Genomic DNA, 9,052 nt, shown 5'->3' with positions numbered 1-9,052 from the left:
ATTTAGACACGGACGAGCCTGAGTTATACGAAAACTTGGAATCAGTGTTTGTTGAATGCGACAAACACTTGGTTCCTTTTTTTATTGAAAATAGCTCATTACACAAAAACGATTTCCTCAGAATTCGTTTCGAAGACATCAACACCGAAGAGGAAGCCGACGCTTTACTCGGAAATGATCTATACCTTCCTTTAAAAATGTTGCCCAAACTTACTGGCAACAAATTCTATTTTCACGAAGTAATCGGTTTTGAAGTGGAAGACAAACGCCTGGGCTATGTTGGCGACATTCAATCCATCAACGACACCACGGCACAACCGCTTTTTGAAGTGCTAAAAGATGGAGCCGAAATCCTGATTCCAATGATTGACCATTTCTTGGTAAAAGTAGATCGAGAAAACAAAAAAATCATTATGGATTTGCCTGAAGGCTTGATTGAAATGTATCTTTAATAAAAGTGTTCAGTATTCAGTATTTAGTGTTCAGTTGCTCAAAAATCTGAAATCAGCTTTCGTTAATCTTCAATCTGAAATTTCTATGTCTAAATTCCAATTCAAACAATTCTCTATTGAACAAAATCGCTGTGCGATGAAAGTTGGCACAGACGGTGTTTTGCTTGGCGCTTGGACTCCCGTTACAAATCATCCTTTCAGTATTTTGGACATTGGAACCGGAACCGGAATTATTGCTTTGATATTGGCTCAAAGAAGTGGGGCAGAGCAAATTGATGCCTTGGAAATTGACGAGGAAGCCTACGAACAAGCGACGGACAATTTTGAAAATTCCCCTTGGAACGATCGCTTGTTTTGTTTTCACGCCGGTTTGGATGAATTTGTCGAAGAACCCGAAGACGAGTACGATTTAATCGTTTCAAATCCTCCTTTTTATAGTGAAGATTACAAATCCAGCAACGACCAGCGAGATTTGGCGCGTTTTCAAGATGCCATGCCTTTCGAGGATTTAGTTGAAGCTGCTGATTTATTGCTTTCCGAAAACGGAATCTTCTCCGTCATCATTCCTTTCAAGGAAGAAGAAAATTTCTTGGTTTTAGCCACAGCACACGAATTATTCCCACTAAAAATTACCCGAGTAAAAGGAACTCCAACTACCGAAATCAAACGTAGTCTTTTGGCTTTTAGCCGAAATGAAACACCTAATTTTCCAGTAGATGAATTAATTATCGAAACTGCCCGTCATATTTATACTCTGGAATATACCGCCTTAACACAGGATTTTTATTTGAAAATGTAACCCAAAAATGGTGTTAAGGAGTCTAATTTAGAAATTCCGTTTCTTGTAGTTTTATAAATATAACTTTTCATCATTGTTTTGTTATATTTCTTTATGTAGATTTGTAAAAGATAACCAACAGATTGCTTCGCTTTTCTGCGTTGCGCTCGCAATGACAAAACTATGAAACCAGACTTATTTCAAGCTCCAGATTATTACAACCTTGACGAATTATTGACAGACGAACATAAACTTGTGCGTGAATCAGCTCGTGAATGGGTCAAACGTGAAGTTTCACCAATTATTGAAGACTTTGCGCAAAAGGCTGAATTCCCCAAACAAATTATCAAAGGTTTGGCTGATATTGGTGCTTTTGGTCCATATATTCCCGAGGAATATGGAGGTGCCGGTTTAGATCATATTTCGTATGGTTTGATTATGCAAGAAATTGAAAGAGGCGATTCTGGCGTTCGATCCACGGCTTCGGTTCAATCGTCATTGGTGATGTATCCTATTTGGAAATACGGCAACGAGGAACAACGAATGAAATATTTGCCCAAACTGGCTTCGGGAGAATTTATGGGTTGCTTTGGCTTGACCGAACCTAATTATGGTTCCGATCCGGGAAGTATGATCACCAATTTTAAAGATAAAGGCGACCATTATTTATTGAATGGTGCCAAAATGTGGATTTCGAATGCACCGTTTGCTGATATTGCCATAGTTTGGGCAAAAAATGAAGAAGGAAGAATTCATGGGTTGATTGTTGAACGAGGAATGGAAGGATTTACTACGCCAGAAACACACAATAAATGGTCGCTTCGTGCATCGGCAACAGGGGAATTGATATTTGACAACGTGAAAGTGCCAAAAGAAAATTTATTGCCCAATAAATCTGGACTTGGTGCTCCACTTGGATGCTTGGATTCAGCTCGTTTTGGTATTGCTTGGGGAGCAATTGGCGCTGCAATGGATTGTTATGATACCGCTTTGCGATATGCCAAGGAAAGAATCCAGTTTGGGAAACCCATTGCTGGAACGCAATTGCAACAAAAAAAATTGGCCGAAATGATTACCGAAATTACCAAAGCACAATTGCTGACTTGGAGATTGGGCGTTTTGAGAAATGAAGGGAAAGCCACTACGGCACAAATATCGATGGCCAAAAGAAATAATGTGGACATGGCAATTCACATTGCCCGTGAAGCCAGACAAATGCTGGGCGGAATGGGAATCACTGGCGAATATTCGATTATGCGTCACATGATGAATTTAGAATCAGTAATTACTTATGAAGGAACACACGACATCCATTTGTTGATTACCGGAATGGACATTACGGGAATTCCTGCTTTTAAATAAAAAGAAAAGGCTTTTCAGAATGAAAAGCCTTTTTTATTTTTATTAATACTTAAAACAATGGAGCCATTTCTATTTCTAGTCCGTCCAACTCTTTTGTAACCGGAATTTGACAACTCAAACGGCTATTGGATTTCACATGCATTAATCTGGAAAGCGTGCCTATTTCTTCTTCTTTTTTTTCTGGCAAGTTAACATCGTTTTGAACATAACATTGACAAGTAGGACACATTAGCTTTCCTCCACACATTCCAACGGTTCCAATCGGTTCCAGTTCATAAGCCTGAACAACCTGCATCATGCTCAATCCCATATCTGTAGGTGCTTTTACTTCGTGAGTTTGACCTTTTCGATCCGTAATTTTTATTGTAACATCCATCGGTTAGTACTGGAAATTATAGATTTGATATTTGTGATAATTGTTTAATGAGGAGTTGCAGTGAATTTAATTTGCAACAAAATCAGGACCATGCTTTATGGTAAAGTATGGCCCTGACATGATTATTATGCTATATTGACAACAGTTTCGATTTGTGGAGCGTATTTTTTGATGGTGGTTTCCACGCCAGCTTTTAGTGTCATTTGATTCACGCTACAGCTGATACACGCTCCTTCCAAACGAACGATTACATGTTTGCCATCTTCAATCGAGATGAGTTTAATGTCGCCGCCGTCAGAATTTAAAAAAGGCCTGATTTCTTCAAGTGCCTTTAAAACATTATTTGTTAATTCTTCTGTTGTCATTTGTTTTATGTTATCCACTACCAGCGATTTTCCGGATTATTTTTTTGCAGTTCCACAACCTGCCATTGTGGTGATTTTAATAGCTTCGGTAGCTGGCAAATTTTTGTTTCTGTTTACTACTTCTTGAACTACGTTTCTGGTAATGTTTTCAAAAACTGTTTCAGTTATCGTTCCTGTTTGCATTGCTGCTGGACGTCCAAAATCACCGGCTTCACGAATAGATTGCACTATTGGAACTTCTCCCAAAAATGGAACTTGTAAATCTTCGGCAAGGTTTTTTGCGCCTTCTTTTCCAAAAATATAATATTTATTGTTTGGCAATTCTTCCGGGGTAAAATAAGCCATGTTTTCAATAATTCCGAGAACGGGAATATTGATGGCTTCAGACAAGAACATGGAAACTCCTTTTCTGGTATCGGACAATGCAACGGCTTGAGGCGTACTCACGACAACAGCACCAGTGATGGGCAATGATTGCATGATCGAAAGGTGAATGTCTCCCGTCCCTGGAGGTAAATCAACAAGTAAAAAGTCTAATTCTCCCCATTCGGCATCAAAAATCATTTGATTTAAAGCTTTTCCGGCCATTGGTCCACGCCAGATTACCGCTTGACTTGGAGAGGTAAAAAATCCGATGGAAAGTATTTTGACATCATAACTTTCGATAGGCTTCATTTTTGATTTGCCGTCAATTGTTACAGAAAGAGGTTTTGCACTTTCCACATCAAACATGATTGGCATTGATGGTCCGTAGACATCGGCATCAAGAATTCCTACAGAGAATCCCATTTTAGCAAGTGATACCGCCAAGTTAGCAGTTACGGTAGATTTTCCAACACCTCCTTTTCCGGAAGCGACGGCTACAATATTTTTTATTCCGGGAATGGCTTTCTCTGTAACTTCGCTTTTCTCGGGAGCTTCAATTTTTACATTGATCTTGATTTTAGCTTCTGGCGAAACCAATTCGAGAATTGTTTTTTTGATGTCGTCTTCGGCACGTTTCCTGATGTGCAACGCTGGAACATGCAATACTAAATCTACCACTACTTCGTCTCCAAAAGTGACCACGTTAGCAATTGCTCCGCTTTCTACCATATTTTTTCCTTCGCCAGCAACGGTAATGGTTTCCAGTGCCTTAAGGATTTCTTTTTTATCTAATTTCATATGTTTTTTGTGATTTTCAATTGTTGATTCACAATCGAAAAATTATATTTATTTAAACTGATTCTATTATAAATTCGTGAATGCAAATATACCATGAAAAGTTCTTATTATAAAGTTTTTGAGGATGATTTATTGAGGTGAAAATTATCAAATTCAGTGGAGTTCTTGGATGCTTTTTTTAAAATTAAACACTTATTCCCGGCTCCCAATAAACCTTGTCAAAGTCCACAATTTGATTGTTTACGACTTTGATTCCTTCGCTTTCCAGTAATTGTTGCATTAAATTAGTGCCGTCAAAATGGTGTTTTCCAGTAAGCAATCCTTTTCGGTTCACGACGCGATGTGCAGGAACATCTTCCATGTTATGGCAAGCGTTCATTGCCCAGCCTACCATTCGAGCGGATCGAGCCGTTCCCAATGCTTTTGCAATGGCGCCATAGGAAGTGACTTTTCCGTAAGGAATTTGCCTCGCGACAGTATAAACTCTTTCGAAAAAATTGTCGTTTGGCGCGGCCATGTTACCAATAATAGTTTATGATGTTGATCAAAGTGAGTATTGCAATCAATCCGGTGATGCTGCCAATGATGGTATTCATGTTTTTCATTATATAATCTGTCTTGTTTTCAATTCTGTTGAAGAAGGAAATATAAAAATAAAAGACCAGAAATGAACCAATTACAACGCCGTTTACAAAGATAAAAATGGAGGTGGTGTCAAACGAAAATAGCTTGTATGAAGCCAATGAAATACTGATAAAAACATAATAAGGAATAGGAAAAAAATTGAGTGCCGAAAGCAACATTCCCAGAAAAAACCTCTTGGTTGTACTTTTGTTTTTGAGCTTTTTTGATTTGCCTTTCGGTTTTTTTGCTATCCATAAAAAATAAATGGTCAAGGCTGTAAATATGCCAAACCCAATTTCACGCAATAAAGCAACTAAATCTGGACGATTATTTATAATCTTTGCAAATAAAATTGCGAAAAAAACTTGGAAACAAATGATGAGTATCGCTCCCAAAACAAACCATAACGCATTTCGTTTTCCTTCTTTATGATTTACTTTGGCGGCAGTCATATTAATCAATCCCGGAGGAATAATCCCTACAAAAGCGCTAATAAAACCGAAAAATAATGGCGTTATAAAATTCATTTATGATGCATAAGCGTTAAAAAAAGGTCAAATTATACCAATTAAAAAAGCAGTTATTCCTTAATTTTAAATCGAATATACGTAATTGCTTTGTTAATTTCCAAATATTGTTTTTCGTAAAAGGTCTGGAAAGCAGTCACTTCCTCTGGACTTCCCTCGTTTACGTAAACATTATGGTTGGCATACAAGACCTTATGTCCTTCGCCGTGCAACAATCCCAGCGTGTAACCGTGCATGAATTCGCTGTCGGTTTTCAGGTTGACAACACCGTCTTTTTTGAGGATTTTTTTATACAATTGCAGAAAATCAGAATTAGTCATCCTGTGCTTGGTGCGTTTGTACTTGATTTGCGGATCGGGAAAAGTAATCCAAATTTCGTCCACTTCGTTTTCGGCAAAAACATGGTTGATTAATTCAATTTGTGTACGAACGAAAGCCACATTGTGCAATCCGGCTTCCACGGCAGTCTTGGCACCACGCCAAAAACGCGCTCCCTTGATGTCGATTCCAACAAAGTTTTTATTGGGATATCTCTCGGCCAGACCAACGGAATATTCGCCTTTGCCACAACCCAATTCAATAACTATTGGATTGTCGTTTTTGAAAAAATCGGCGTTCCATTTGCCCTTGAGCGGAAACAAATTACCTACTACTTCTTCTCTTGAAGGTTGAAAAACATTGTTGAATGTTTCGTTTTCCTTGAATCTTTTTAACTTATTTTTACTTCCCACGCTTTTGTTGAATATTTCGGCAAAATTAAGGAAATATAATAAGACGAAATCCAAAACCTATTTCTTTTTAACGTTTTGTTCCTTTGGATGATTATTTTTGAACAGTTCTTTTTTTATCAACCTTTTTTCAAAGCAATTTCTTCTTGAATTTTGGCAATGCATTCGTCCAAATTATTTTTGATTTCCGTGCTCCAAAAACGAGTGATTGTCCAGCCATTTTCCATCAAATAATTGTTGACCTCAATATCGCGCTGCATATTTCTTTCAATTTTCTTGTGCCAAAATTCACGATTGGTTTTGAACCTGTTTTTCTGGTTTTCCCAGTCTTTGCCGTGGAAAAATTCGCTATCGACAAAAATGGCAATTTTGAGTTTTTTGAAGGTTAGGTCGGGCGTGCCAAAAACCTTTCGGTTGTTTTTTCGATACCGATAGCCAAGATGCCACAGGGCTTTGGCCAAACGCACTTCGTCCTTGGTATTGGTGCTGCGAATGGAACGCATAATTTTGGAACGCTGGATGGAAGTTAGATTGTCCATAAAAATGGATTAAAACCTAATTCAAAGTTAGCGATTTTAAGCGGTTTTTATTTCAAATCATAGGATTTTCGAATCGCCAGACCAATGGCTTTCGACAATAATGGAGGAACGGCGTTGCCCAATTGCACCAATTGTTTGTTTTTGGGTCCTTCAAAAATAAAATCATCCGGAAAGGATTGAATTCTTGCCATTTCCCTTGCCGTCAGGACTCTTGGCAATTTGGGATGCACGTTTACGCCGCCATGATTTTCCTTGATGGTACAGGAAGCCTCGTTCCAAGGGCATTTTTTCCAAGCATCAGAATAACCTTTGTAGAGACTTTTGCCTTCTTCGAGTTGCAGCATTCTTTCGGCCATATCGGGACGGTGCTTGGTTTGCACGTGATTGAATTCGGGATTGTCACGCATTTCCATCAAGTCGCCAATCGCTTGACCCGTAGTAATGTATTCTTCAGGTTTCAAAAAAGGTTTAGGGTGAAAATTCGTCTTGTCGATGCGATTGCCCACAAAAATAACGCGGTCTCTTTTTTGGGGAACGCCATAATCGGCGGCTCGCAAAACGGTGACTTTCATTTCGTAACCCGCAGCCTTGAAATCGTTGATGATCATTTCCTCGACTTTGCCTTTGTGCATCGAGCGAATGCCAACGACATTTTCGCAAACCACAAATTCGGGATTCAGGGTCGTCACGATTTCCAACAATTCTTTGTAAAGGGAATTTCTGGGGTCGTCAACAATTCGGTTGCCCGCCATGGAAAATCCTTGGCAAGGAAATCCGCCAGCCACAATATTTAATGATCTTCCTTTGAGTTCTTTTTGTACGGTGGCATAAAATTCCGCTTTCTTTTCGGGTGATTTGATATCGCCTTCGATGAACGGATGCTTGAAATTTCGTCGGTAGGTTTTTCCGGCCGCTTCGAACCAATCGAGTCCGCAAACGCCGTTCAAGCCTGCCATTTCAAAGCCTTTGGTAATTCCGCCAGCTCCTGAAAACAAGTCCACAAAAGTGAGTTTCGATTTTTTTGGATTCTTCCAATCTTCCACAATATCCACCCAATTCACGTCGTCCTTGGAATTATTCTTGTAATTGTTGGTTGATTTCGAATTGGTTTTAGGCTTTTTTTCCAAGGAATCTGAAGTCAATAATTCCTCGTTTTTTATTTCGATGTCATTGATAAAATCCTCCAATGATTGCATCGGAATTTTATAAACTCCACCTATTTTGGTCGATTGCAAAGCGCCGCTCGCAATGTGTCTTCGAACGAGTTTTTGCGAAACCCCGAGTTTTTCGGAAATTTCGGTGATGCCGTAAAAGGAATTATTTTGTGGTTCTTTGTCCAAAATGCTGCGGTTTAAAGTGCGCAATTTACAAAAATCAAACTGCTAAAAAAATTTATGGGAAATCGATTTGTCCAAATTTTCGAAAAGTAACACGACATCGGCTTTAACGTTTTGATAAGGAATAAAATTCGATGTTGGCGAAATTCTGGAAGCATATTCTTGGTACAATTGCTGCTTGTAATCCCAATGACAGCGCAAAACCATTTCTCGCTCTGGACTTCTAAAAGAATGATGCACGATGAACAATCGGTTTTGAACATGATCGCGAACGCCACAACTTTGCTTTTCGTAGAAAAACCGAACCATCTCGGTCGGATCTTGGATTACGGCATCGATATTATCCCGGAATTTCTTTGGAATCACCGTTCCCTTGACATCAAATCGCAATGCTGGATTTCCGTTGAACTCGATGTCGTAACCTTGGTCTTTGGCATTTGGATTCGGTGCAACATTCTCGTTGGCACAAAAAAGATATTCGTCGCATTGGGCACATTTCCAGAGAAACCATCTTCTTCGAAAATAATTCTTGTCTTCCTCGGATAAATTTTGAATCTGGATTTCCAAGTCGGCAAAGGAATGGATTTGAAACATCTTGATTTTACAATCCATTCCGTCATTTTGAATCGCACCCCAATGAAGCGGAATCGTTTTCAGCAATTGCTGCAAATCGGAGGAAAGTTGGAGGTATTCGGGATACTTCATGTTAAACCACTATAAATCACCTCAATAATACTGATTTTTTTCGACTTGGATTTCATTATTGGCACAAAAAATCCAAATTTGGAAAAAATTGGAAT

General features: G+C 38.9%; 12 protein-coding genes. 3 read left to right on the top strand and 9 right to left on the bottom strand.

Going from position 1 to position 9,052, the window contains the following annotated elements:
* The 3 genes from rimM to C0430_RS09310 all read left to right on the top strand — a co-directional run.
* The coding region (rimM, locus tag C0430_RS09320; protein WP_290868655.1) for a ribosome maturation factor RimM at positions 1–452 on the top strand (452 nt) is incomplete at its 5' end.
* A gap of 136 nt (positions 453–588) precedes the next feature.
* Positions 589–1,251 carry a methyltransferase gene (locus tag C0430_RS09315; RefSeq protein ID WP_290868652.1) on the top strand — a complete coding sequence of 221 codons (663 nt, stop codon included), beginning with the start codon at positions 589–591 and terminating at the stop codon, positions 1,249–1,251.
* A 162-nt stretch (positions 1,252–1,413) separates the two neighbouring features.
* On the top strand, positions 1,414–2,592 hold the full coding sequence (locus C0430_RS09310; protein ID WP_290868649.1) for an acyl-CoA dehydrogenase family protein: 1,179 nt from the start codon (positions 1,414–1,416) through the stop codon (positions 2,590–2,592).
* 49 nt (positions 2,593–2,641) lie between these two features.
* On the opposite strand, the gene C0430_RS09305 is transcribed toward C0430_RS09310, so the two are convergent.
* The 9 genes from C0430_RS09305 to C0430_RS09265 form a co-directional block, all read right to left on the bottom strand.
* Entirely contained in the window at positions 2,642–2,968 is a 327-nt protein-coding gene (locus C0430_RS09305) for a 2Fe-2S iron-sulfur cluster-binding protein (RefSeq protein ID WP_290868645.1), read from the bottom strand.
* Positions 2,969–3,093: 125 nt separating this feature from the next.
* Positions 3,094–3,333 carry a NifU family protein gene (locus C0430_RS09300; protein WP_290868642.1) on the bottom strand — a complete coding sequence of 80 codons (240 nt, stop codon included), beginning with the start codon at positions 3,331–3,333 and terminating at the stop codon, positions 3,094–3,096.
* A 36-nt stretch (positions 3,334–3,369) separates the two neighbouring features.
* Positions 3,370–4,497, bottom strand: coding sequence for an Mrp/NBP35 family ATP-binding protein (locus tag C0430_RS09295; RefSeq protein ID WP_290868639.1), 1,128 nt, complete (start codon positions 4,495–4,497; stop codon positions 3,370–3,372).
* Between the two features lie 184 nt (positions 4,498–4,681).
* Complete coding sequence (locus C0430_RS09290) at positions 4,682–5,014, bottom strand: MGMT family protein (RefSeq protein ID WP_290868630.1); 333 nt, start codon at positions 5,012–5,014, stop codon at positions 4,682–4,684.
* A 1-nt stretch (position 5,015) separates the two neighbouring features.
* Positions 5,016–5,648 carry a LysE family transporter gene (locus C0430_RS09285; RefSeq protein WP_290868627.1) on the bottom strand — a complete coding sequence of 211 codons (633 nt, stop codon included), beginning with the start codon at positions 5,646–5,648 and terminating at the stop codon, positions 5,016–5,018.
* 53 nt (positions 5,649–5,701) lie between these two features.
* The gene (gene trmB, locus C0430_RS09280) at positions 5,702–6,379 is read right to left on the bottom strand and encodes a tRNA (guanosine(46)-N7)-methyltransferase TrmB (protein WP_290868661.1); all 678 of its coding nucleotides are present in this window, start codon (positions 6,377–6,379) and stop codon (positions 5,702–5,704) included.
* 116 nt (positions 6,380–6,495) lie between these two features.
* A complete protein-coding gene (locus tag C0430_RS09275) occupies positions 6,496–6,915 on the bottom strand; it encodes a very short patch repair endonuclease (RefSeq protein ID WP_290868624.1) in 420 nt (139 codons plus the stop codon).
* Between the two features lie 47 nt (positions 6,916–6,962).
* Entirely contained in the window at positions 6,963–8,255 is a 1,293-nt protein-coding gene (locus C0430_RS09270; RefSeq protein WP_290868621.1) for a DNA cytosine methyltransferase, read from the bottom strand.
* Between the two features lie 42 nt (positions 8,256–8,297).
* Positions 8,298–8,957: a hypothetical protein gene (locus tag C0430_RS09265; RefSeq protein WP_290868618.1), complete on the bottom strand. Its 660-nt coding sequence runs from the start codon at positions 8,955–8,957 to the stop codon at positions 8,298–8,300.
* Positions 8,958–9,052: the final 95 nt, after the last annotated feature.

Source organism: Flavobacterium sp. (assembly GCF_013823965.1).
Taxonomy (GTDB): Bacteria; Bacteroidota; Bacteroidia; order Flavobacteriales; family Flavobacteriaceae; genus Flavobacterium.
The sequence above is the reverse complement of the archived record's forward strand: the minus strand, read 5'-3'. Positions and strand labels throughout refer to the sequence as shown.